Annotated in this window: 21 protein-coding genes and 2 pseudogenes; 9 read left to right on the plus strand and 14 right to left on the minus strand. The window is 65.1% G+C overall.

The features are described from left to right. Nucleotides 1-14 precede the first annotated feature (14 nt). From E3U25_RS05495 to E3U25_RS05520, 6 genes and pseudogenes are all read right to left on the minus strand, one after another. Nucleotides 15-476 carry a PaaI family thioesterase gene (locus E3U25_RS05495; RefSeq protein ID WP_116220992.1) on the minus strand — a complete coding sequence of 154 codons (462 nt, stop codon included), beginning with the start codon at nt 474-476 and terminating at the stop codon, nt 15-17. Then, a complete protein-coding gene (locus E3U25_RS05500; protein ID WP_166435495.1) occupies nt 473-1,162 on the minus strand; it encodes an ArsR/SmtB family transcription factor in 690 nt (229 codons plus the stop codon). Before E3U25_RS05500 ends, E3U25_RS05495 begins: the two co-directional genes overlap by 4 nt. Nucleotides 1,163-1,388: 226 nt before the next feature. After that, a pseudogene (locus tag E3U25_RS05505) lies at nt 1,389-1,774 on the minus strand ((R)-mandelonitrile lyase). Nucleotides 1,775-1,786: 12 nt separating this feature from the next. After that, complete coding sequence (locus E3U25_RS05510) at nt 1,787-2,836, minus strand: NAD(P)-dependent alcohol dehydrogenase (RefSeq protein WP_116220990.1); 1,050 nt, start codon at nt 2,834-2,836, stop codon at nt 1,787-1,789. A gap of 44 nt (nt 2,837-2,880) precedes the next feature. Next, nucleotides 2,881-3,318 carry a cyclophilin-like fold protein gene (locus tag E3U25_RS05515; protein ID WP_244294935.1) on the minus strand — a complete coding sequence of 146 codons (438 nt, stop codon included), beginning with the start codon at nt 3,316-3,318 and terminating at the stop codon, nt 2,881-2,883. A 1-nt stretch (nt 3,319) separates the two neighbouring features. Continuing rightward, nucleotides 3,320-4,501, minus strand: a complete 1,182-nt coding sequence (locus tag E3U25_RS05520) for an MFS transporter (RefSeq protein ID WP_116221691.1) — start codon at nt 4,499-4,501, stop codon at nt 3,320-3,322. A gap of 109 nt (nt 4,502-4,610) precedes the next feature. Between E3U25_RS05520 and E3U25_RS05525 the strand changes: the two genes are divergently transcribed. Next, the gene (locus E3U25_RS05525) at nt 4,611-5,516 is read left to right on the plus strand and encodes a LysR family transcriptional regulator (protein WP_116220989.1); all 906 of its coding nucleotides are present in this window, start codon (nt 4,611-4,613) and stop codon (nt 5,514-5,516) included. A 7-nt stretch (nt 5,517-5,523) separates the two neighbouring features. Here the strand turns inward: E3U25_RS05525 and E3U25_RS05530 are convergent, their stop codons facing one another. Continuing rightward, entirely contained in the window at nt 5,524-5,832 is a 309-nt protein-coding gene (locus E3U25_RS05530) for a hypothetical protein (protein ID WP_147304471.1), read from the minus strand. A gap of 114 nt (nt 5,833-5,946) precedes the next feature. After that, nucleotides 5,947-6,951, minus strand: a pseudogene (locus tag E3U25_RS05535) (argonaute/piwi family protein); the annotation flags it as partial. A gap of 127 nt (nt 6,952-7,078) precedes the next feature. Between E3U25_RS05535 and istA the strand changes: the two are divergent. From istA to E3U25_RS05575, 8 genes are all read left to right on the plus strand, one after another. Further along, a complete protein-coding gene (gene istA, locus E3U25_RS05540; protein ID WP_116220988.1) occupies nt 7,079-8,575 on the plus strand; it encodes an IS21-like element ISPve1 family transposase in 1,497 nt (498 codons plus the stop codon). Further along, a complete protein-coding gene (gene istB / locus E3U25_RS05545) occupies nt 8,572-9,327 on the plus strand; it encodes an IS21-like element ISPve1 family helper ATPase IstB (RefSeq protein ID WP_116220987.1) in 756 nt (251 codons plus the stop codon). The genes istA and istB overlap by 4 nt, the downstream gene beginning before the upstream one ends. 210 nt (nt 9,328-9,537) lie before the next feature. Next, on the plus strand, nt 9,538-9,702 hold the full coding sequence (locus E3U25_RS05550; RefSeq protein WP_244294933.1) for a hypothetical protein: 165 nt from the start codon (nt 9,538-9,540) through the stop codon (nt 9,700-9,702). A gap of 5 nt (nt 9,703-9,707) precedes the next feature. Next, nucleotides 9,708-10,715: an ATP-binding protein gene (locus tag E3U25_RS05555; RefSeq protein WP_244294932.1), complete on the plus strand. Its 1,008-nt coding sequence runs from the start codon at nt 9,708-9,710 to the stop codon at nt 10,713-10,715. Between the two features lie 4 nt (nt 10,716-10,719). Next, on the plus strand, nt 10,720-12,507 hold the full coding sequence (locus tag E3U25_RS05560) for a TniQ family protein (RefSeq protein ID WP_116220985.1): 1,788 nt from the start codon (nt 10,720-10,722) through the stop codon (nt 12,505-12,507). 738 nt (nt 12,508-13,245) lie between these two features. After that, nucleotides 13,246-13,821 carry a hypothetical protein gene (locus tag E3U25_RS05565; protein WP_116220984.1) on the plus strand — a complete coding sequence of 192 codons (576 nt, stop codon included), beginning with the start codon at nt 13,246-13,248 and terminating at the stop codon, nt 13,819-13,821. Continuing rightward, nucleotides 13,818-14,363: a hypothetical protein gene (locus E3U25_RS05570; protein WP_116220983.1), complete on the plus strand. Its 546-nt coding sequence runs from the start codon at nt 13,818-13,820 to the stop codon at nt 14,361-14,363. The genes E3U25_RS05565 and E3U25_RS05570 overlap by 4 nt, the downstream gene beginning before the upstream one ends. Nucleotides 14,364-14,371: 8 nt before the next feature. Then, nucleotides 14,372-14,923: a hypothetical protein gene (locus E3U25_RS05575; RefSeq protein ID WP_116220982.1), complete on the plus strand. Its 552-nt coding sequence runs from the start codon at nt 14,372-14,374 to the stop codon at nt 14,921-14,923. Here the strand turns inward: E3U25_RS05575 and E3U25_RS05580 are convergent. The 6 genes from E3U25_RS05580 to E3U25_RS05605 form a co-directional block, all read right to left on the minus strand. Next, entirely contained in the window at nt 14,895-16,217 is a 1,323-nt protein-coding gene (locus tag E3U25_RS05580) for a hypothetical protein (RefSeq protein WP_244294930.1), read from the minus strand. The genes E3U25_RS05575 and E3U25_RS05580 overlap by 29 nt on opposite strands. 146 nt (nt 16,218-16,363) lie before the next feature. Next, complete coding sequence (iolB, locus tag E3U25_RS05585) at nt 16,364-17,158, minus strand: 5-deoxy-glucuronate isomerase (RefSeq protein ID WP_116220980.1); 795 nt, start codon at nt 17,156-17,158, stop codon at nt 16,364-16,366. After that, nucleotides 17,155-17,346 (minus strand): hypothetical protein, encoded by a 192-nt coding sequence (locus tag E3U25_RS05590; RefSeq protein WP_036754022.1) that lies wholly within the window; start codon nt 17,344-17,346, stop codon nt 17,155-17,157. The genes iolB and E3U25_RS05590 overlap by 4 nt, the downstream gene beginning before the upstream one ends. A gap of 26 nt (nt 17,347-17,372) precedes the next feature. Next, nucleotides 17,373-19,283, minus strand: a complete 1,911-nt coding sequence (locus tag E3U25_RS05595; RefSeq protein WP_116220979.1) for a bifunctional 5-dehydro-2-deoxygluconokinase/5-dehydro-2-deoxyphosphogluconate aldolase — start codon at nt 19,281-19,283, stop codon at nt 17,373-17,375. 61 nt (nt 19,284-19,344) lie between these two features. Then, entirely contained in the window at nt 19,345-20,478 is a 1,134-nt protein-coding gene (locus E3U25_RS05600; RefSeq protein WP_116220978.1) for a Gfo/Idh/MocA family protein, read from the minus strand. 17 nt (nt 20,479-20,495) lie between these two features. Further along, nucleotides 20,496-21,554, minus strand: a complete 1,059-nt coding sequence (locus E3U25_RS05605; protein ID WP_116220977.1) for a sugar phosphate isomerase/epimerase family protein — start codon at nt 21,552-21,554, stop codon at nt 20,496-20,498. Nucleotides 21,555-21,556 lie beyond the last annotated feature (2 nt).

Genomic DNA, 21,556 nt, shown 5'->3' on the forward strand with positions numbered 1-21,556 from the left:
GATGGGCCAGGCGATCACGCGGGCTTGCGAAACTCGACCGCAATCATTTCGCCTTCGGCGCACAGATCATCGCCGGCGTGCAGCGTCAGGGCGACGATCGCCTTGCGTCCCTCCAGCGAGACGAGCCGCCCCCGGATCACCAGTTCCACACCGATCGGGGTCGGCCGGCGGTAATCGACCTTGAGCGAGGCGGTGACGAAGCGGATCGGCTCGCCGCCGTCTCCCATCGCCCGCCCGCGTGTCCGATACGCAAAACCTGCGGCCGAGGCGGTGCCGTGGCAATCCAGCAGCGAGGCGATCATGCCGCCGTAGAGGTTGCCCGGCACGCCACCGCTGAACATCGGATCGGGGGTGATCCTGGCCACGGTGCCATCGTCATCGAGATAGCTCTTCAGGTGCAATCCATGCGGGTTCGCCGGGCCGCAGCCATAGCAATGCGCGAATTCCGGCGGGTAATGGTCCTGGATCGCCTTCATGATCCCTCCCTCCCGGCGGGGCCGACAGCCTCAACCGGAAAGCCGAGCGCCCGCCATTCCGGAAATCCGTCCTCCAGCCTCCGGGCGTCGAAACCCTGCGAGCGCAGAAATCCAGCGGCCTCGTAGGCCTGGACGCAATAAGGGCCGCGGCAATAAACGGCGATCCGACGATCGCGAGGCAACCTGTCGAGGTTCTGATGCAGATCCAGCATCGGGATGTTGATCGCGTCCGGAATATGGCCCAGTTCGAACTCGTCTTCGGCCCGCACATCGACGACGAAGACGGCGTCTTCCGCGATCAGATCGGCCAGTTCATCGCGCGAGAGCGGCGGCTTGTCGTCATGCACCCGATAATAGGTGCCCAGGCTCTGCCCCACCGCCGCGACATGGACCTCGCCGAGCTGCCCGAGGGCCTTGATCAGCAGAACGACCTCGACCGGGCCGGTCAGGCTATAGACCACCTTCTTGCCCTGCCGTTCGGTCTTGAGAATTCCCGCCCGCCGCAGGATCTGCAGATGGCGCGAGGTGTTCGCGAAGGCCATGCCCGAGCGTGTGCTCAACTCTTCGACCGAGCGCGGTCCCTGCGCCAGATGCTCCAGCAGTTCCAGCCGGTTCACATGCCCGACCGCCTGCGCAAGCTCCGCCAGGCTCAGGAAAATATCCTGCTTCGGGGTCGCGCAGGTCACTTGGGTCATGGCACGCCGTCATTCGTCAAGGTGATCGAAGGACCCTAACAGTGAGGGCAAGAGGTCGCAATGCGGCGGCTTAAACCGGTATGACATCTCTCGCTGGTCACCGCGGTAACAACCGGCCGGTTACCACTAGATCGCCAGCCCCGCGGGCATGCCTTATTTCCACGAGCCGAGCTTTTCGTCGATGCTCTCGAGCGCCGGCTTCTCGATCTGGGGCTTGTTAGCTCGCGTAATCCTGATCCGAGACCTTCTCCATCCATGTGACGGCCGAACCGTCGATCACTTCCTGGATGGCGATATGGCTCATGGCGGTGTCGGGCGCGGCGCCGTGCCAGTGCTTTTCCCCGGCCGGGAACCAGACCACGTCGCCCTGGCGGATCTCCTCGACCGGGCCGCCCTCGCGCTGGACGCGGCCGCGGCCGAAGGTCACGATCAGGGTCTGGCCGGCCGGATGGGTGTGCCATGCCGTGCGCGCGCCCGGCTCGAAGGCCCAGCGGCGCGGCCGGGCGCCTCGGCTGTAAACAGCGGGTCGATGCGGACGGTGCCGGTGAACCAGTCAGCCGGCCCGGTGGTCGAGGGCGTTTGCCCGGAACGGGTGATCTTCATCTGCGGCTCCTTTCAGGCGGCCATCGTGGCGATGTCCATGACGAAGCGGTATTTCACATCGCCCTTCAGCATCCGCTCATACGCGCCCTCGATCTGGTCGGCGCGGATCATCTCGATATCGGCCACGATGCCGTGGGCGGCGCAGAAATCCAGCATCTCCTGGGTTTCCGGGATGCCGCCGATCATCGAACCGGCCAGGCTGCGGCGCTTCATGATCAGGTTGAACACGGCGGGCGAGGGATGCGGCGTGGCCGGCGCCCCGACCAGCGTCATGGTGCCATCGCGCTTCAGCAGCGCCAGGAAAGCGTCCAGGTCATGCGGCGCGGCGACGGTGTTCAGGATGAAGTCGAAGCTTTTCGCCTGCGCCGCCATCTCGTCAGGGTTGCGCGAGACCACCACCTCATCGGCGCCGAGCGCCAGCGCATCGGCGCGCTTGGCGTCCGAAGTGGTGAAGGCGACGACATGTGCCCCCATGGCATGGGCCAGCTTCACCCCCATATGGCCGAGACCGCCGATGCCGACCACGCCGACCTTCTTGCCCGGCCCGGCGCCCCAATGGCGCAGCGGCGAATAGGTGGTGATGCCGGCGCAGAGCAGCGGCGCCACGGCGGCAAGCTGATCCTCGGGATGGGTGATCTTCAGCACGTAGCGCTCATGCACCACGACCTGCTGCGAGTAGCCGCCCAGGGTGTGGCCGGGGGCATCCGGGGTCGCGCCGTTATAGGTGCCGACCATGCCGTCGCAGTAATTCTCCAGCCCCTCGTCGCAATCGGGGCAGGTCTGGCAGCTGTCGACGATGCAGCCGACGCCGACCAGATCGCCGGGCTTATGCGCCGTCACATGGCTGCCGACCGCGGCGACGCGGCCGACGATCTCGTGCCCCGGCACGCAGGGGTAAAGCGTGCCGGCCCATTCGCTGCGCACCTGGTGCAGGTCGGAATGGCAGATGCCGCAATAGAGGATCTCGATCTGCACGTCATGCGGACCGGGCGCGCGGCGGGTGATCTCCATGCGCGAGACCGGCTGGTCGGCGGCGGGGGCGCCATAGGCGAGAATGGTCATGTCGGGTCTCCTTTGTGGGCTTCATTTGCTGGCGGGGCTGCGATTCATGCAAGGGGTTCGACACGCAGCGGATGTTCGCCCCGCACCAGCAAGGGGGCCACGCCGCCCTCGATATGGCCAAGGCGGATCAGGTCGCCACGATAGCGATAGGGGCCGTGGAAGAAGGCGAGATTGCCCCAGCCCCGGAAATAGCACAGATCGCCCGGTGCCTCATTGGTGAAGTCAGCCAGCCCGCCCTCATCCAGCCGGCGCGGCAGATGGGCGAGCTTTTCGTTGGTCGAGAAGTCCTCGATGGTGAGATCCAGCGGCAGCAGCGAGACCAGATCGCGGACGGTCGGGTTGTCCAGCAGCCGGTAGGTGAAATCCTGATCGGCAAAGCGGCAGCGCAGGCGCATGGCGGCTTTCCCCTGAGCGCGAAGAAGAGCGGGACAGGCGAGGCCGGCGGCCGCGGCGGCCAGCAGGTTGCGGCGGGAGATCGTCATATCAGGATCCTTTCAGCATCTGCCTGCCATCCCGGATCAGGGCGAGTGCGGCAATGGCCAGCACCACGCTGCCGACAAAGGTGGCCTGAATGGAGATACCATCCAGCAGCAGCCCGCCCACCACCGCGCCCAGCAGGATCGACGCCTGGATTGCCGCGACCATCAGGCTGCCGCCGGCTTCGGGCGCGTCATCGGCGTTCTGCGACATCCACGTCATCCAGATCACCGAGAACATCGTGTTCATCGCCCCCCAAATCGCCATGAAAAGGCCCGTGGCGATCACGGAATGGCCTAGGGCCAGAAGCCCGACCGTGGCGCCGCCCATCACCAGCGCCGGCAGCTTCAGGAACGGCGCGGCATTGCCCTTGATGAAGCGCCCCGCCGCCCAGGTGCCGATGAAACCGGCGCAGCCGAGCAGAAGCAGCAGCGCCGAAAGTATCGTCACATCGACGCCGGTCACCTGCTCGAGGAAGGGACGCAGATAGGTGAACATGCTGAAGGCAGACCCCCAGGACAGCATGCAGGCGATCAGCCCGCGCTGGAAATACGGCCGCTTCAGCAGGTCGAACAGCGCCCGGAAATCCTGCTTCTGCGCGGCGGGCATCGAAGGCAGGACCACCACATGCCAAATCAGGTTGACCGTGACGATGGGCGTCAGCGCCCAGAACACCGCCCTCCAGCCGAAGAAGCCGCCCAGATAGCTGCCGATCGGTGCGGCGAAGGCGGCGGCGACGGCCTGCCCGCCATACATCAGCGCCAGCGCCTTCGGCACATCCTGCGCCGGCACCAGCCGCATGATCACCGCCGTGGCCAGCGCCCAGAAGCCGCCGATGCAGATGCCCAGAGCCGCCCGCCCGATCATCAGGACGGTAAAGTTCGGCGCCGCCGCGACCAGCACCAGCGACATCAGCATGAACGCCGTCAGGATCACCAGGACCCCTTTGCGGTTCAGCGTCCCGGCGGCGGTGGTGATGAGCAGGCTGGCCAGCACTGCGAACAGCCCGCTGATCGAGATCGCCTGCCCGGTCTGGCCCTCGGTCGCGCCCAGCCCCTCGGCCATCGGGGTCAACAGGCTGACAGGCATGAATTCCGAGGCGATCAGCATCGCCACGCAAAGCGCCATCGACAGCACCGCGCCCCAGGCGGCGGGCCGGCTGCCGGTCTGTTCCACGGTGGAAACCATCCGATGCTCCTGATTGTCGGGTTCGCGCCGGATATAGCTGGTCCGCACCTTGCTGATTACCCGGGTCATTTTGATTGAACCTATCGAACAGGTCGATTAATCTACATTGATGGAAAAGACCGACCTCAACCAGCTCACCTGGTTCCGCATCGTGGCCGAGGAGCGCAACTTCACCAAGGCCGCAGCCCGGATCGGTGTCGCGCAATCGACGCTGAGCCATGCGATCAAGCAGTTGGAGACCCGCATGGGCATCCGCCTGCTGACCCGCACCACCCGCAACGTCACCACCACGCCCGCGGGTGAACGCCTGCTGCACACCATCACCCCGCGCCTGGCCGAGATCGAGGAAGAAATCGCCGCGCTGGCCACGCTACGCGACAAGCCCTCGGGCCGGGTCCGCCTGACGCTCTCGGATCATGCGCTGGAAAGCGTGGTCTGGCCGATGCTGAAGCCGGTGCTGCGTGACTACCCGGATATCAGCGTCGAACTGATCCTCGACAGCAGCTTCCGCAATATCGTCGAGGAAGGCTTCGATGCCGGCGTCCGCCTGGGCGAGAGCGTCGAGAAGGACATGATCGCCGTGCGCATCGGTCCCGACTGGCGGCTGGTCGCGGTGGCCTCGCCCGGCTACCTGGCCGAACATGGCACCCCGCAGCACCCGCGCGACCTGATCCGCCACATCTGCATCAACATGCGGCACGAAACCGCCGGCGGCCTTTATGCCTGGGAATTCGCGAAGGACGGGCAGGAGTTGCGGGTCCGCGTGGACGGGCAACTGACCTTCAACAATTCCTATGCCATGATCGACGCAGCGGTCAGCGGCTACGGCATCGCCTATGTGCCCGAGGATATCGTGACCGTGCAGGTCGCGGATGGCAGGCTGATGCAGGTGCTGGACGACTGGTCGCCCATGTTCGACGGCTATTTCCTTTACTACCCCACACGTCGACAAAACTTGCCAGCATTCAGGGTCATCGTCGACGCGCTCAGGTATCGGAGCGGGGCAAATCGCTGAGTGCCGGTCACGACGGGTCCGACAAGCGGGCCTTGATCTTCCAGCCGAAATCGTCCTGCCGCAGCAACCAAGCCTTGCGCGCGATCAGGGCTCCCGCTGCGGTGCGATGGCTCGCGATCTCCAAGCGGCGGTCATCGGTCGATGGCCATAGGCGGCCCGGCACCTCGATCCCGTCCGCGAAGCTTACGATGACATCGGTTTCAGTGTCTGGCAGGCCATCCGGCAATGTCGCACGACACCCAGGACAGGGATGGCTGTGCTTCAGGATTATCCGCATCGTGCTGACACTCTTGTTGGGCCGGTATTGCGCCGTCATAGGTCGAATACATACCAGCACACATTGCGGTTATAGGCGAACGTTGCCAAAGATATTGCTCACGTCGAATTAAGTTACCTTGGCCCAGATGACTTGTGGGTGATCTTAGGATCTTCAAAGGTAGAATTTGAAGGGCTGCGGCCCTCCTTCTTTTGCAGAACCCATCACGAGAATATCGCCCACCATCTTGGCAAAGCGAACGGTAACCGGCAACCCATCGTTGAAATTGCAAGAATTATAGTTGATTTTCGTCAACCCCATAATGTCATTCAGAACGGAAATAATTTCAGGTCGAGATTTCTTCCAGCGAAGAATTGTGATCAAAAGTGGGTTAGGCGTTTCAGGCCCAATGTAGGTGTCGATCTGAGGAACATATCCGCTGGTCCAGAGGTAGGCGTTTCGATCATTCAAAAGCAGCGCTGTGCCACGAATTACCGGATAGTCACCATTTCGGAAGAGCTTCACATCCCCACTGGTTGAATTGATCCGAACGCCTATGACATTCGTCTCTAATGGTGCTGCACGGCAGAACGCGTCCCATTCCGCATCATTGAAAGAAGCCTGCCCATGGATGAAAAGTTCCTTAGGCGGGGCGCCGTGCATCTCTGTATAAGTCTCTATTACAGTGGTGAGGAGAGCCTCGGCAGCCTCTGGACTAAGGTGATACTCATATTCATCGGTCTTCCATGGACCATTTGCGCCACGGAACACCACCCCATCACCTTCCGTCAGGAACATCTGGGCAGCACAACAGACATGATTATCCCGATTGTTCGGAAGGTTTTTGTAAACCATGCCGATATAGCAGACGCCCGGCCGTATTTCGGACAGTCGCCAAGGTGGCTTCGGTTGTGACTTGTAATACAGACCTGTCGCGAGATTCCACGCGACTGTTGCCGCATCCTGCGTCTTGCGGATTGGATAACCAGCCTTATTTAGGAAAGCATCCGGTGCGAGTGTTGTTTCCCGAAGCATCTGCGTGGGCGCTATGGAGAGGAACTCGGCCTTGATCCGGCGCCGAAAGTCAGGGACATCGTCGAACAAGTCCTCTCGGCTCGTATCAAAATCGGGCAACGCCTCGAACAAGGGCAGTATTGCTCGTGTTTTCTGCCTTCGCGAAGCCTCCTGAGAATGGCGGTGCGAAATTAGTCCACGTTAGCGGCGGCATGGTGCTGCTGCGGGCGGCGTAAAAGTCGTCCACCTTTTCCCTTTCTGCGGCTGCAGGGAGGATGGGAGGATCTACAGCGTGGAACTCTATCTCAAGGTTCGTCAGGCCTGTGCTGCTGGTATGAGCCAGCGTCAGGCGGCGACGACATTCAACATATCGCGCGACACGGTCGCAAAGATGATGACGTTCTCGGTTCCTCCGGGCTACCGGCGGACGGCCGAGGTCAGGCGCCCGAAGCTCGATCCGTTCATCCCGATCATCGAGGGTTGGCTGGAGGCGGACCGGACCATGCCGCGCAAGCAGCGGCATACGGCGAAGCGTGTGTTTGACCGTCTGCGCGAAGAATGCGGTTTCACCGGCGGCTACACGATCATCAAGGATTATATCCGGGAACGTGAGCGGCGGGGCCAGGAGGTGTTCGTGCCGCTGGCGCATCCCCCAGGACACGCGCAGGCCGACTTCGGCGAGGCAATGGTTCGGATCGGAGGTGTCGAACAGAAGGCGCATTTCTTCGTGCTGGACTTGCCGCATAGCGACGCCTGCTACGTCCGTGCCTATCCGGCGGCGGTTGCCGAGGCCTGGGTGGACGGTCATGTCCATGCCTTTGCCTTTTTTGGGGCGGTTCCGCAGTCGATCGTCTACGACAATGACCGCTGCCTGGTGGCGAAGATCCTGCCGGATGGCACCCGCAAGCGGGCGGCGCTGTTCAGCGGGTTTCTGTCGCATTACCTGATCCGGGATCGCTATGGCCGCCCTGGCAAGGGGAACGACAAAGGCAATGTCGAAGGCCTGGTGGGCTATTGCCGCCGCAACTTCATGGTGCCGATGCCTGAGTTCGCCAGTTGGGAAGAATTCAACCTCTGGCTGGAGGAGCGCTGCAAGCGGCGTCAGCACGATGTCCTTCGCGGCGAGAGCGAAACGATCGGCGAGCGACTGCAGCGCGATCTCGCCGCGATGCGCCCGCTCCCGGCGGCGCCCTTTGATGCCTGCGATCAGGCGACCGGCCGCGTGTCGTCGCAATCGCTGGTGCGCTACAAGACCAACGATTACTCGGTGCCCGTCGCCTACGGCCATCAGGATGTCTGGATCCGGGGCTATATCCATGAGGTGGTGATCGGCTGCCGGGGCGAAGTGATCGCCCGCCATCCCCGGTGCTGGGATCGCGACGAGATCGTCTTCGACCCGCTCCATTACCTTCCGCTGATCGAGCAGAAGATCAATGCGTTGGATCAGGCGGCACCATTGCAGGACTGGGACCTGCCAGAGGAGTTCGCCACCCTGCGCCGGCTGATGGAGGCACGGATGAACCGGCACGGCCGACGCGAATATGTCCAGGTCCTGCGGCTTCTGGAAACCTTCGATCTGGCCGATCTGCATGCGGCCGTGAGGCAGGCGCTGCAGATGGGGGCGATCGGCTTCGATGCGGTGAAGCATCTCTTGTTGTGCCGGGTGGAGCGCCGGCCACCCCGGCTGGATCTGGACTGCTATCCCTACCTGCCCAGGGCAACGGTCGAGAAGACCGAGGCCCGCTCCTACATGCGGCTGCTGTCTGTCAATGCGGAGGGCGTGGCATGAGCGACGCCCCGGAAATCCTGCTTGCCCATCACCTCAAGGCGCTGAAACTGCCGACCTTCCTGCGAGAACACCAGAAACTGGCCCGGCAATGTGCGGCGGAAGGCGTGGACCATGTCCGATATCTCGCCCGGCTCGTCGAACTGGAACTGATCGACCGGGAACGGCGGATGGTCGAGCGGCGCATCAAGGCCGCCAGGTTCCCGGCCGTCAAAAGCCTGGACAGCTTCGACTTCACGGCCATCCCGAAGCTCAACAAGATGCAGGTGCTGGAACTGGCCCGGTGCGAATGGATCGAGCGGCGCGAGAACATTATTGCTCTCGGCCCCAGTGGCACGGGCAAGACGCACATCTCGCTCGGCCTTGGTCTGGCCGCCTGCCAGAAGGGCCTGTCCGTCGGCTTCACCACCGCCGCGGCCCTGGTCAGCGAGATGATGGAGGCCCGCGACGAGCGCCGCCTGCTGCGCTTCCAGAAGCAGATGGCAGGATACAAGCTGCTCATCATCGATGAACTCGGCTTCGTGCCGCTGTCGAAGACCGGCGCCGAGCTGCTGTTCGAACTGATCTCGCAACGCTACGAGCGCGGATCGACCCTGATCACCAGCAATCTGCCTTTTGACGAATGGACCGAGACATTCGGCTCCGAACGCCTCACCGGCGCGCTTCTCGACAGGCTGACCCACCACGTCAGCATTCTCGAAATGAATGGCCAGAGCTATCGTCTCGCCCAAAGCCGCGCCCGAAAGGCCGGCTGACCCCTTTCAAAAAATACCAACGGCACAAGCACGGAACTCTGGTCGGGCTACGCCCTCCCGACGTTCCGTGCTTGTGCCGCTAACTGGCAGACTTTTGCGCCGCCGCGTGGCCGGGTTTTACTCCGCCGTTGACACCGCCAGCAGCTGGAATACCAGGTCATCAATCAGGACTGGTCGAAAGAACGCGTCCTCGCGCGCGAGGAGGTGATGATGAGCTTCGAGGTGCGGCCCGATACCCCGCGCACCCATCAGCCCGCTGACAACTATGGACGGACCATTCAGCCTCGTGCGCCCATGAAGGACGTCGGAAGCGAAGCGGCCGCGCTTCCCAAGCCCGATCGCGGCCCGAAATTCGATGGCAAGGCAAAAGGATGACGATGATGAACACCGATACCCAGACCCGTTATATCGCCATTGCCCCCGTCATGGCGCAGCTTCGCGCGCGCCATGTCGTCACCGAACGCGACCGGGAGGTTCAGGCCCAACTTTGCCGCCTTCTGCACGTCGACCAGACCGGGCAGATCACCGCCGAACCTGTCCGCTTCACGGCGGGACTGGAAAGCCGCGGTATCATCCTCATTGAGCCGGCGGGCGGCGGGAAGACCACCGCCATCCGCAATGTCTTGCAGGAATTCCCGGCCTTGGGCACCCATCCTGACACCGGGGCACCCCGTGTCCTCCAGGTGCAGGTCGAAAGCCCCGCGACCCTGCGCAGCATCCTGCGTGCCCTGTTGCGGGAAATGGGCCTGACCAGGGTATCGTCCCGCACCAGCGCCTGGGAACTGCTCGATCTGGTGAAGAACCGGATCGCGGCGACCGGTGCAACAACGATCTGGCTCGATGAGGCGCAGGATTTGTTCCTGTCCCGATCGACCCGGGAAATCGATGATATGCTCAAGATGATCAAGGGCCTGATGAAAGGTCCGAATTCCGTGGTGGTCATCCTGAGCGGCACCGAACGCCTGATCGAGATTGCCGGCTATGACCCCCAGGTCAATCGCCGGTTCACCAAGATCATTCCGGGTGATCTGCAGATCGGGGCAGACAATGGTGGCCTGACCGAGGTGATCTGCGACTACTGCGCAGCGGCGGGGCTGACCTTCGATGGCTCGGGGTCGGTTGTCAGTCGCTTGATCCATGGCAGCCGGCACCGGTTCGGCCGGGCGGTGGAAACCACGATCAATGCCATCGAACGGGCGCTTTTCGAGGGTGATACTGTCCTTGGGCGCCAGCATTTCGCCGAAGCCTGGGGCATGCAGGAGATGTGCGCCTGGGACCGCAACGTCTTCGTTTCGCCGGACTGGCATCGGTTCGAACTGGATGCGCAAGCTGCGGAGTTCGACGCGTCGCGCACGGCACGGCAACGCCGCGCCTTGCGTCAGGGCTGATCCCATGCCGATGTTGCCTCATATCCCGATCATCCCGGGTGAAACCATTCTGTCCTGGGCGGATCGTTCCGCCCAGGTTCAGGCGGGGCATTGTCTGCCGGAGCTGCTGAGGGTCGTCGGCTTCCCTCAGGAGGACGTCGAACCGGTGAAGGACTTGGCGGTGCTTGCCCGTCTCACCGATCTCTTCGGCGGCGAAGCGTCGGCGTTGGAGGCTTCCGCGATCTTCAGGCATGATGGGAATATGCGGCGGTTTCGGCACGAGGTGTTCAAACCGTCCATGCTTTGCCGCCGCGAAACGGTATTCTGCCCGCTTTGTCTGCTGGAGGACGGATTCCGGCACAGCCGTGTTATCTGGCAATTCAACAGCACCATCTGCTGTGATCGCCACGGCATTGCTCTGATCACGACACCGACCGACGTGCATTTCGACGCGCTGGTGCCGTCTGTCTCGTTCCCCGACCCCGCAGCGCTGCGAGCGCTTTGCGATGCGGCCACGCCGATGACACCCGGACCCTTGCAGCGCTATGTCGAGGATCGGTTGGCCGGCTCCACGTGCGAACCGCTGTGGCCGGACGGTTGTCGTCTCGATCAGGTCATGGGCATTTCGAGCTGCCTGGGGAATGCCATGCGGGATCACGCGACCGGCGACCTCGGGGATGCTTGCCGGATCGGCTTCGAAGCGCTGCGGCGGGGCGAGGCGGGCATCCTGAAGGCCCTCGACGATATTCTGTGCCAACGGGGCCAAAAGGCCCGCGTCAACACCCCCGCCCGTGCCTTGGGCAGGCTCTATGACGCGGTAAGGCTGAACGAGGATCTGTCCCCGCTCCGCCCGCTGGTGCGGTCGTTCCTCCTTTACAATGTCCCTCTCGCAGCCGGGGATGAGATCTTCGGGGAGGTGCTGCCTGCGCGGCGTCGACATGACCTGGCCACACTCTCCGCGGTGTCCGGCATGCCCAAGTTGCAGGTGAAAGATGTATTCGCCGGGTTGGGGCTGTTGTCGGCAGATGACGGCCGACCTTTGAATGCGCTTACCTTCGATGCGGTCGAAAGCGAAGCTATCGCGTGCGAGTTGCGGGGATCGGTTCCCGCCAACGCACTCTCCGCCCATCTTGGCTGCGACACGACGACGGCAGCGGCGATCCTCAATGCGGGACTGGTCGAAAGGGTCTTGGGCGACAGGATTATTTTCGATCGCGACGCGGATGCCCTGAAGCGGGTCAGCTTGGACTCAGTCAACGACCTTCTGGCCATTCTCTTCGAAAACGCCACCACCCTTGAGGTTGTCCCCGTGCAGTTCGCCACCCTGAGCGCGGCCGCGCGCCACGCACATTGGCAAATCGACCGGATCATTCGGCTGGTCCTGTCCGGGAGCCTCGACCTCTATGGCCTGGTCGGGCGAACCGATTTCGATGGCCTGCTGATCGATGAACGCCAGTTGCTGCGCATCCTGGAGGCGCCACCGATGACGGCCGCAATCTCGAAGGAAGACGCGGCAAAGGAACTAAGCGTCGAGGTGAAGATCCTCGAGAACATCATGCGCATTCCCGACGAGAGCGGAGCGCCGATCATCCGGCGCGTTGTGCCGCTCATCGGCCCGCTGAAACGTCGCCATCAGGTCGCGAAGCCCGACTTCGAACGGTTCCGGCACGACCATATCTCGATCCGCGAACTGGCCGAAGCTGAAGGCACGACGATCGCGGAAATGCATGCAGCCTTGCAGCAGCGCGGGATCTTGCCGATTCTGTCAGGCATGCCCTTGGCGACTCAAATCTTCCGCCGATCCGACATCTGACCCTTATCCAAGCCTGAAGTCTTGCGAGCCGCCCATCATGGGCGGCTTTTTTTTGTTGCGTATCAGAGGTCACAGGCGAGTTTCGATGGGCGTTATTTGCCCTCGGAATGGAACAGAACCGCCGCCGGATGCGAAAACAGTCATTGATTCCAATGAAGAAATTTTACGGCCATGGCCTCTTATTGGCCGTCATTTCAGTTTTCAGGCAGTTGCAATTCAAGGAGAAGCCCTCTTGGCCTCGCATCTCAGCTTCGATGAACGGGCACGGTCGGCCGGACCCCCGTGGTCAATGTCTCGCTTGGCTATCCAGAGGACATCCGGTGGGGTGTCCATGGAAGCAGACCTACCGTGCACCAGGTTCGCGTCTAGTCGGTTCTTTTCGTCGCATTGGGAAGCACAGGCGCGGTCGTGGTTCTCGCTGGGATCAGTCTCGACGCATCCTGGCGGCTAATATGGCGGCCAGGTGCAGGGCTTCGAGCGGGTTTTCCAGCGTCCGGAGCACATTGTGTAGGCTGACCGACATGTCCTGGGCGGTACCTACGGTCACAACCAGGTCGAGGCCTGTTACAAGCCCTTTGTCGCAAAGACCGGCATCACCATCGCCTCGCTGGACAGCGACGACCCGGCAACCCGACGCCGTCCCCCTGCCTCGTGTTGACGATGCCGGAAGGCCGGATTCCGCCGACCGTCTGCCGATGAATCTTGTGTTGGCGCGGGGGCCTGGGCCTTAATCCCTGCATGACGGAAACGCGGCAGACCTCTCTGTTTCGGCGTCTGAGGCTACGACTGGCCGCCTCGATCGGGGTTGCGGCTGCGGTGCTCGTCGGTCTCTGGCTCCAGGTCGAGGAGGCAAGGGCGCCACGGGATCCGCCCGAGGTCGCGGCCGGCCAGCCGGTCGATCTGGGCCGGGTCGAGATCACGCCGCTGGCCTTGACGCTGGCACCGCCCAGGCGCGAGGGCGAGCCCGAGCAGCTGCTGCTGCGCGCCCGGCTGCTGAACCTGACCGGAGAGAGCCAGGTCGCCGTCTTCGGCTTTCCGCCGCACCCGCCCGCGCTTGCCGCCGGCGGCGTCGCCTGGCCCGAGCCGGAGATCACGCTGGACCGCGATGGCGAGTTGCTGGTGCAGCTGCATCCGCGCGTGGCCGAGCGGGTGACGCTGGCCTGGCAGGTGCCGCCGGACTGGCAGCCCGGCCCGGTCTCGCTGACCTTCCACCGGCAGACCTTCAAGCTCAGGGACAATCTCTATGGCAAGGCGAGTTGGCTGCTGTTCCAGCCTGTCGCCCGCATGTCCATGGTCCCGGAGGGGGCGCCATGATCCGCGCCGGCAGCATCGCCCTCGTGCTGGCCGGGGCCGCGCTGCTGGGCGCGATGATGCAGACCGCGCCCGACTACAACAGCGTCGTGCAGCCGTTCCCCAGTGCCGTCGCGGCGGGCGCGACGGGCGAGGCGCGCAGCTTCCGCGCCCGCTTCACCGGCCTGCGCCTGGCCGATCGCATCGCCTTTCGCCGCTATGGCCGCGACCTGGTCCGCGACAGCGACGGCGTGTTCCTGATCGCCGAAATCGAGGCCGAGGCCATTGGGACCTCGCAGCGCCTCGACGCCGTCTGGCAGGGCGCGAGCGGGCGGCGCTACGCGCTGTCCCGTCGCGCCGAGGACATTCCGCGCGGGCTGGAAAGCCGCTGGTTCCAGCCCGGCCTGGGCAACCACGCCGTTGCGGTCTTCGAGCTGCCCGAGGACGAGGTGGCGGGGGGCGCGCTGGTGTTGACGGGCAGCTTCACCGCGGTTTTCGACAGCGCCCTGCACCTGGCCCCGCCGGCCCTGCCCGAGCGCCAGCCGGTTATCCGGTTCGAGCCATGAGACCTCTCATGAGACATCTGCTGTGGATCCTCCTTGCCGCGGTCCTGCTGCTCGCCAACGTGGTGGTCGGGGGCTGGACCGAGATCACCGACCTGCGCCGCGCCCGCGAATGGCGGGTGGTGCAGGCCGGCGAGGCGGGGGCCGAGCTGCGGGGCGTGCATGTCCGGGTCGATCAGGTCTGGGCGGGAAGCGCGCCCAACCTGTCCGAGCGGGCGCTGGTGCTGGTCCGTCTGGCGCTGCGCGGTCCCGAGGCGGCGCGGCAGGGCTGGGCCGGTTGCGACATCAGCCTGCGCGACGCGGCGGATCAGGTCTGGCTGCCGCTGATCAGCGCCGATTCCGAGGGTGCCGTCCGGGTGCTTTCCCCCGATGGCGAGAGCAAGGGGCGCTGCAACCCCATTCCCTATGACCCGCCGCCGGACGGGCAGGAATTCCTGTCGGACCAGCTTTTCCTGGTGCCCTCCGAATTGCTGAAGGGTGCGCGGCTGCGCGTCTCGGCCTGGGGGACGCGGCCCGAGGCGCTGGAATTCGCGGTCACGCCGGTTCTGCGCGATCTGCAGTAGCTGCCTTTTCCGCTTGGGCGCGCCCGGCCAGCTCCAACCCGGCGGCAAGGATGCAGAACTGCAGGACGCAGACCACCACGCCCTGCTGCGGCTGGCCCGGCGCGCCGAAAAGCAGGCCCAGCGGATATTGCGCCACCTGCCAGACCGACAGGTCCTGCGGCCCGATCAGCTCGGCCAGCCCGACCCAGGCCCAGCGGCCCGCCCAGTCGGCCAGCCGCCACAGCACCAGCACCGAGACGGTCAGTGCGAAGCCCGCCGACCCGGCCAGCAGCACGCCGTTCGCCACCGCATGCCAGCGCTTGACCAGCCCGGCCCAGAAATGCCCGAGGAAGTCGGTCAGCGGCTTTGGCAGCCCCTGCCAGCGGTCCAGCACCTTGCCGGCAGAGCGCCGCGTTTCCTCGGCCATCATGTTCAGGTCGTGGCCATAGACGATGGCGCCGAGGTTGAACCAGATCAGCGGCAGCAGCGCATACCAGAACAGCCGCTCCAGCCAGGGCCACGGCTGGAAGACGGGCGGCCAATCCACCGGGCGGCGCGCGGCATCGACCACCTCGGCCGCGGCCGGGGGAAACAGGTTCTGCCAGAATTCGCCCGGCGAGGGCAGCTGGGCCAGCCATGCGACGAAGCCCTCCTGCCAGCCCGAGATGACGTAAAGGCCCAGCACCGCCCAGCTCGCCTCGCAGGCGACGACCAGCAGCGGCCAGATCCCGGCCTCGCTGCGCTTGTGCATGGCCTTGGCGCCACGCCGGACCGCCCAGATCAGCAGCACGGCCACCACCACCCAGAGCGTGCTCTGCACCTCGAGCGCGGTGGGCGCCCGCTCGGGCGAGACGTCCGAGAAGTCGATGCGCTCCATCGAGGTGGAAAGGAACGCCTTGGAATAGTCGCGCAGCGTGTTCCCGAGCAGGCCCCAGCCGGCATAATAGCCGTAGAACGGGATCAGCACCGCCAGAAGCGCCCCGGCCAGCATGCCGATGCCCGGAGCTTCGGCAGCGCCTTCCCCGGCGGGCGGCGCCTCGCGGCGGCGCCTTGCGCGAAAGCGCAGCACCGGCAGCCCGTCGCGCAGGATGACGAACATGGCGACGAACAGCACCAGCTGCAGCAGGATCACCGGCACCAGCGCGATCAGCCCGGCCAGCCGGTCGGCGAAGCCGATCTCGACCGCCAGCATCATCAGCACGGTGCCCAGCAGCCCGCCCGCCAGCCAGGTGGCGGCCAGCACCGCGCCGTAGTTCCGAAACAGCCGCGCCGCCAGCAGGACATGCTGGCGCAGGATATGCAGGTCCCCGGTCATGGCCGCAGGATTGCAGGATCGCCCGCGCATCGCAAGCCGGGTTCAGGACTGGGCGTCATCGGCGTGGGCGGCCAAGGCCACTCGGCTCCGTCTCCCACATTGATCAGGATCGCGACCAGGATCATTGCAGGCATCCATCACCCAGCCTAAAATAGATGTTCGACCTCTGGCGCGGGGACGAAGCGCCAGTTCCTGCGCGGCCCGGCCATGACGTTGAGGTAGTAGAGCTCGAAGCCGTATGGGGCGCCGCAGGGGTGGTGGCCGCGGGGGACCAGGGTGACGTCGCCGTCGCGCACCGCCATCACCTCGTCGAGGCTGCCGTCGTCGGTATAGACCCGCTGCAACGCCCAGCCGGTGGCCGGGTTCAGGCGGTGGTAATAGGTCTCCTCGAGATAGGTGATACGGGGGAAGTCGTCCTCGTCATGGCGATGGCTTGGGTAGCTCGACCAGTGGCCGGCGGGGGTGAAGACCTCGGTGACCAGCAGGCTGTCGCAATAGTCCTCGGCCTCCATGGCGATGTTGTTGATGAAGCGGGTGTTGGTGCCCTCGCCGCGCTGGGTCAGGGTGATGCCCTCGGGGCCGATGCGGCGCGCCGCGTGCCCGCCTTTCCCCGGCGCCGAGCAAATGGCGATCACGCAATCGGTCTCGGCCTCGGCCGCCCAGTCCTTGCCGTTCGGGACATAGAGGCAATGCGGTGGTGTCCTCTCGAAGACATCCATCCGGTCCCCCAGCACGCCCCAGTCCTGCCCGGCGGCCCGAAACCTGGCCTTGCCCTCGACCATGACCAGGATGACCTCGTTGCCGCCGGTATCCTCGGTCGCGGTCTCGCCGGAACCCAGCCGGTAAAGGCCGAAGCTGACATATTTCCAGCCGGCGGATTGCGGCGTGACGTCGTAGATCTTGCCTTTCGTGGCAGGCGGTCTCAGCAGCAGGTCGCTCATCTGTCTCCCCCGAGTGGGTTGAATGTCACGAAAAAGCGCCAGCCTGCGTAAAGCCCGATGGCGACAAAGATCACGCCGAAGAAGGGCGCGCCCGAGAGGAATTCGAACAGCCCCCAGCCCAGGGCCAGTGCGACCAGCAGCAGCCGGATCCAGAACGGGCGATAGAACATGTCGTCAAGATCGAACATTGTCAGACCTTTGGGTTCAGATCAGGTCAGCGCGCCTTTTCGCGCGCCTCGTCCCAGATCCCGCACAGGTTTTGATAGCGCGCCGCCATCTCCTCGACCGCCGCTGCGTCGTCCATCTCGCCCTTCAGCCATTGCCGCGCGACCTCGCCGAAGATCGTCCGGCCGACGGCGAAGCCCTTGACCAGCGGAAAGCCGGCCGCGACCTGGAAGCTGGCGCGCAGTTCCGCCTCCGGCGCGTCCAGCCCCAGCACCACGATGCCGCGGGTGTGGCGGTCGTGCTCCTCGATCGCGGCGATGGCGTTGGCCCAGGCTGCGCGGGTCTGCATCGGCTCGAGCTTCCACCAGTCGGGATAGACGCCGATGGCGTAGAACTGCCGGATCAGCGTGGCGGTGGTCTGCTCGTCCACCGGCCCGACCTTGGAGGGGATGATCTCCAGCAGGAATTCCAGCCCGTTGCGCCGCGCCGCCGCGAACAGCCGCTTGACCGTGGCCTCCTGCGCGGCGCGGGTTTCCGCGTCATCATCGGGATGGCAGAAGCACAGCACCTTGACCACCTGCTCGCGCGCCCATTCGGACAGGGCACCGCAATCCGGGCCTAGGTCCGGCTCCAGCTGCAGCGGCCGCGAGCCGGGCCATTCGCAGGGCCGCCCGATCCACAGCCCCGTCCCCGAGGCCGCATGCAGCGCCCGCCGCCCGATGCGGTCGTCGCAGAGGATGCCATGGCCCGGGCGCCCGTCGGCGACCTTCAGGGCGGCTTGCAGGCACAGCTCCTTGAACGCGGCGCCTTTTTCCAGCGTGTAGCCCGGCATCTCTTCCAGCTGGACACGATGGTCGAAGGCAAAGACCCGCATGGTCGACCAGTCGCCGCCCATCCGGCCCTGGCGGTTGGTGGCCCAATGGATCTGCTCCAGCTCGGCATCGTTGCGCAGGTCCGGCCGCAGCACCCCGCGCCTGAGGAAGAACTCCAGTTCCGCCAGCGACGGATAGGCCGGCGTGCAGCCGTGGCGCGAGACCGCGAAGGCGCCGCAGGCATTGGCGTATTCCAGCGTGCGCGGCCAATCCTCGCCGTCGAGCCAGCCCTTCATCAGCCCCGAGAAGAAGCCGTCGCCCGCCCCCAGCACGTTGAAGACCTCGATGGGGAAGCCGGGGCCGGCCTGGCCTTCGTCGAGGCTGTCCGGGATCGCGCCCTCGAAGGCCACCGCGCCCGCTGCGCCGCGCTTGCAGACCAGCGTGGCGGTGCTGACGGCGCGGACCGCGCGCAGCGCCGCGATGGTGTCGGTGGTGCCGCCGGCGATGTGGAATTCCTCCTCGGTGCCGACGATCAGGTCGAAGAGATGCAGCGTCGATTGCAGCTTCGCCGTCACCGCGGCGCTTTCCACGAAGCGGCTCTCGCCCGCGCCATGCCCGGCGACGCCCCAGAGGTTCGGGCGATAGTCGATGTCGAGCGCCGTCCGCGCGCCGTGCTTCCTTGCCAGCGCCAGCGCCTTCAGCACCGCCGCCTCGGTGCGCGGATGCGATAGATGCGTCCCGGTCGCGACCAGCGCCCGGGCCTCGGCGATGAAGCCTTCGTCGATGTCGGCCTCGCACAAGGCCATGTCGGCGCAGTTCTCGCGGTAAAAGATCAGCGGGAAGCTGTCCTCGTCGCGGATGCCCAAGAGCACCAGCGCCGTCAGCCGCTCGGGATCGGTGGCGACGCCGCGGGTGTCGACGCCTTCGCGCGAAAGCTGCTCGCGGATGAACCGGCCCATGTGCTCGTCGCCGACCCGCGTGATCACCGCCGCGCGCAGCCCCAGCCGCGCCGTCCCGCAGGCGATGTTCGTCGGAGACCCGCCAACATACTTCGCAAACGACCCCATGTCCTCCAAACGGCCACCAACCTGCTGGCCATACAAATCGACCGACGAACGGCCGAGCGTGATGATGTCGAGAGTCTTCATGGTTCCCCCTCCCCTGACCGCTTTGGCGCGATGTGCGGCCCCCAAACAGGGGCCGCTGCCGTCAGACCGCCACGGGCGTCAGCCAGGGCTGGCCCTCGGCCTCATGGCTGTCCACGACCGCCTCGACGAAGGCCACGCCTTTCAGCCCGTCATAGACCAGCGGCAGGTTCTGCCCCAGCAGGTTGGGCTCGCGCCCTTCTTGCCGGGCGCGGATCGCCTCGGCGAAACCGGCATAAAGGTTGGCAAAGGCCTCCAGATAGCCCTCGGGATGGCCGGGGGGCGTGCGGATGCGCAGCTTGGCGTCCTCGGACAGATCATCGGCGCCGCGCTTGATGATCTGCACCCGGCCGTCCAGCGGCGTGAAGACCAACTCGTTCGGCTGCTCCTGGAACCATTGCAGCGAGCCTTTTTCGCCGAACACCCGCAGCCGCACGCCGTTGGAATTGCCGATGGCCACCTGCGAGGACCACAGCAAGCCCCGCGCCCCGCCCTGATAGCGCATCATCACATGGGCGTTGTCGTCCAGCGCCCGGCCGCCGACGAAGGTCGCCAGGTCGGCGGTCAGGCTTTCCAGCGTCAAGCCGGTGACGAAGCCCGCCAGGTGATAGGCATGGGTGCCGATGTCGCCGATGGAGCCGCCGCGGCCGTTCTTTTTGGGATCGGTGCGCCAGGCGGCCTGGGCATTGCCCGACTGCTCGATGGCGGTCGCCATCCATTCCAGCGGATATTCGACCTGCACCGTGCGGATCGCACCCAACTCGCCGCGGGCGACGCGGACGCGGGCCTCGTGGACCATCGGATAGCCGGAATAGGTATAGGTCACGCCGACGAAGCGGCCACTCTCTCGCGCCAGCTTTTCCAGCGCCACGGCATCCTCCAGCGTCGCGGTCAGGGGCTTTTCGCAGATCACGTCGAAGCCCGCCTCGATCAGCGCCTTGGCGATCGGGTAATGGGTGAAGTTCGGCGTGCAGATCGCCACCGCATCGACGCGATCCTCGCGCCCGGCCTCGCCCGCGATCAGTTCCTGATAGGTGCCATAGCTGCGTGCGGGGTCGAGCCCCTGCGAGATCGCGAAGGCGCGGCCACGCTCGGGATCGACGTCAAAGGCCCCGGCCACCAGCTGCCATTGCCCGTCCAGCCGCGAGGCGAGGCGATGGATATTGCCGATATAGGCGCCCTGCCCGCCGCCCACCATTCCAAGACGCAACATGGTCATTCCTCCAGTCCGAGCATGGCCCGGTTGGCGCTGCGATTGGCGCCGGATTTCACGAAATCGTCGAAGGCGCGGTCCGACACCCGGATGATGTGATCCGCGATGAACTGCGCGCCTTCGCGGGCGCCGTCCTCGGGGTTCTTGACGAAGCATTCCCATTCCAGCACCGCCCAGCCGTCGAAGCCATGGGTCGTCAGCTTGGTGAAGATCGCCCCGAAATCGACCTGCCCGTCGCCGGGCGAGCGGAAGCGGCCTGCGCGCCTGCTCCACGGCTGATAGCCGCCATAGGCGCCGGACTTGCCGTCCGGGCGGAACTCGGCATCCTTGACGTGAAAGGTCTTGATGCGCTCGTGGTAGTGGTCGATGAAGGCCAGGTAATCCAGCGCCTGCAACACGAAATGGCTGGGGTCATACATCAGGTTGGCGCGGGGATGGTTCCCGACCTTCTCCAGGAAATATTCCCAGCTATGGCCGTCATGCAGATCCTCGCAGGGGTGGATCTCGTAGCAGACATCCACGCCATGCGCGTCGAAATCATCGAGGATCGGCGCCCAACGCATTGCTAGTTCGTCGAAACCTTCCTCGACCAACCCCTCGGGCCATTGCGGATAGGGGTAAAGGTAGGGCCACAGCAGCGCGCCCGAGAAGGTGACATGCCGGTCGATCCCCAGCCGCTGCGAGGCGCGGGCGGCGAAACGCAGCTGCTCCTCGGCCCAGGCGCGGCGCGCGGTCGGGTTGCCGCGCACATGTTCAGGCGCGAAGCTGTCCATGATGACGTCATGGGCCGGATGCACCGCCACCAGCTGGCCGGTGATATGCGAGGCGAATTCGGTGATCTGGAGCCCGTTATCGGCCAGCATCCCCTTGATCTCGTCGCAATAGGCATCGCTTTCGGCGGCCTTCGCCATGTCGATCAGGCGCGTGTCCCAGGTCGGGATCTGGACGCCCTTGAAGCCCTTGTCGGCCGCCCATGTCGCCAGGCTGGGCAGCGAGTTGTAGGGCGCGTCATCGGCCGCGAACTGGGCCAGGAAGACGCCCGGCCCCTTGATGGTCTGCATCG

The organism is Paracoccus versutus, from assembly GCF_029909795.1.
Classification (GTDB): Bacteria; Pseudomonadota; Alphaproteobacteria; order Rhodobacterales; family Rhodobacteraceae; genus Paracoccus; species Paracoccus versutus.

Excerpts from the sequence above, each read along its gene's own strand:
- E3U25_RS05495 (WP_116220992.1), bottom strand. The coding sequence starts at position 476 with ATGAAGGCGATCCAGGACCATTACCCGCCGGAATTCGCGCATTGCTAT.
- E3U25_RS05510 (WP_116220990.1), bottom strand. The coding sequence starts at position 2,836 with ATGACCATTCTCGCCTATGGCGCCCCCGCCGCCGACCAGCCGGTCTCG.
- E3U25_RS05515 (WP_244294935.1), bottom strand. The coding sequence starts at position 3,318 with ATGACGATCTCCCGCCGCAACCTGCTGGCCGCCGCGGCCGCCGGCCTC.
- E3U25_RS05520 (WP_116221691.1), bottom strand. The coding sequence starts at position 4,501 with ATGGTTTCCACCGTGGAACAGACCGGCAGCCGGCCCGCCGCCTGGGGC.
- E3U25_RS05525 (WP_116220989.1), top strand. The coding sequence starts at position 4,611 with ATGGAAAAGACCGACCTCAACCAGCTCACCTGGTTCCGCATCGTGGCC.
- E3U25_RS05530 (WP_147304471.1), bottom strand. The coding sequence starts at position 5,832 with ATGACGGCGCAATACCGGCCCAACAAGAGTGTCAGCACGATGCGGATA.
- istB (WP_116220987.1), top strand. The coding sequence starts at position 8,572 with ATGAGCGACGCCCCGGAAATCCTGCTTGCCCATCACCTCAAGGCGCTG.
- E3U25_RS05550 (WP_244294933.1), top strand. The coding sequence starts at position 9,538 with ATGAGCTTCGAGGTGCGGCCCGATACCCCGCGCACCCATCAGCCCGCT.
- E3U25_RS05555 (WP_244294932.1), top strand. The coding sequence starts at position 9,708 with ATGAACACCGATACCCAGACCCGTTATATCGCCATTGCCCCCGTCATG.
- E3U25_RS05560 (WP_116220985.1), top strand. The coding sequence starts at position 10,720 with ATGCCGATGTTGCCTCATATCCCGATCATCCCGGGTGAAACCATTCTG.
- E3U25_RS05565 (WP_116220984.1), top strand. The coding sequence starts at position 13,246 with ATGACGGAAACGCGGCAGACCTCTCTGTTTCGGCGTCTGAGGCTACGA.
- E3U25_RS05570 (WP_116220983.1), top strand. The coding sequence starts at position 13,818 with ATGATCCGCGCCGGCAGCATCGCCCTCGTGCTGGCCGGGGCCGCGCTG.
- E3U25_RS05575 (WP_116220982.1), top strand. The coding sequence starts at position 14,372 with ATGAGACATCTGCTGTGGATCCTCCTTGCCGCGGTCCTGCTGCTCGCC.
- E3U25_RS05580 (WP_244294930.1), bottom strand. The coding sequence starts at position 16,217 with ATGACCGGGGACCTGCATATCCTGCGCCAGCATGTCCTGCTGGCGGCG.
- iolB (WP_116220980.1), bottom strand. The coding sequence starts at position 17,158 with ATGAGCGACCTGCTGCTGAGACCGCCTGCCACGAAAGGCAAGATCTAC.
- E3U25_RS05590 (WP_036754022.1), bottom strand. The coding sequence starts at position 17,346 with ATGTTCGATCTTGACGACATGTTCTATCGCCCGTTCTGGATCCGGCTG.
- E3U25_RS05595 (WP_116220979.1), bottom strand. The coding sequence starts at position 19,283 with ATGAAGACTCTCGACATCATCACGCTCGGCCGTTCGTCGGTCGATTTG.
- E3U25_RS05600 (WP_116220978.1), bottom strand. The coding sequence starts at position 20,478 with ATGGTGGGCGGCGGGCAGGGCGCCTATATCGGCAATATCCATCGCCTC.
- E3U25_RS05605 (WP_116220977.1), bottom strand. The coding sequence starts at position 21,554 with ATGCAGACCATCAAGGGGCCGGGCGTCTTCCTGGCCCAGTTCGCGGCC.